We start from the raw sequence: 568 nt of genomic DNA, 5'->3' as shown, positions 1-568 counted from the left end.
AAATCGATGCGCTCATATGAACGGGCAACTGGTATAAATTTTCCTTGCTTGCTGTGTCTACGCTGACAGATGCTGCGCAAAATTCATACCAGCTGTACTGTATCGGTCTTAAAGTGAGTTAACTATATAGTCAATCCAACTTAAAGTTGTAACAGCAGACATTGCTGAATAAATGATTTAGATTATTCTTACCCCAGCATTGCCTGAGCGTTTTTACTTCAGCCCACTTCTTCTCAATAGGGTTTAGATCAGGGCTGTAAGGCGGTAGCCAAAGAATACGATGACCATGTCGGTTTAATAGCTTTTTGATACGTTTGTTCTTATGAAGTCTGGTACTCGAGCATAGCTCTCCCCTTGCACTCGGGCAAAGCAGTGCTTTGCTTTATCCTCGCTCATGTCCATGATGATGACACATTTGTGACCAAGCTTTGGAATATGTCCTTGTTGTGAAGCGGAGTCTGGTTATCAGGACTTTATAGTCAGTCTTTTATAAATAAGATACAATGCTTTTAAAATAAAGAGAAAGATATAATCATTATGACTTACTCAGCAGACTTTCGAACGCAAG

General features: G+C 40.0%; 1 protein-coding gene. It reads right to left on the bottom strand.

Going from position 1 to position 568, the window contains the following annotated elements; genetic code table 11:
• Positions 1–130: 130 nt before the first annotated feature.
• Positions 131–373, bottom strand: coding sequence for a transposase (locus tag J3491_RS11940; protein WP_243456391.1), 243 nt, complete (start codon positions 371–373; stop codon positions 131–133).
• Positions 374–568 lie beyond the last annotated feature (195 nt).

This window comes from Psychrobacter halodurans (assembly GCF_017498075.1).
In the GTDB taxonomy this organism is placed as follows: Bacteria; Pseudomonadota; Gammaproteobacteria; order Pseudomonadales; family Moraxellaceae; genus Psychrobacter; species Psychrobacter celer.
Note: the sequence above shows the minus strand (reverse complement) of the source record. Positions and strands in the feature narration are given on the sequence as shown.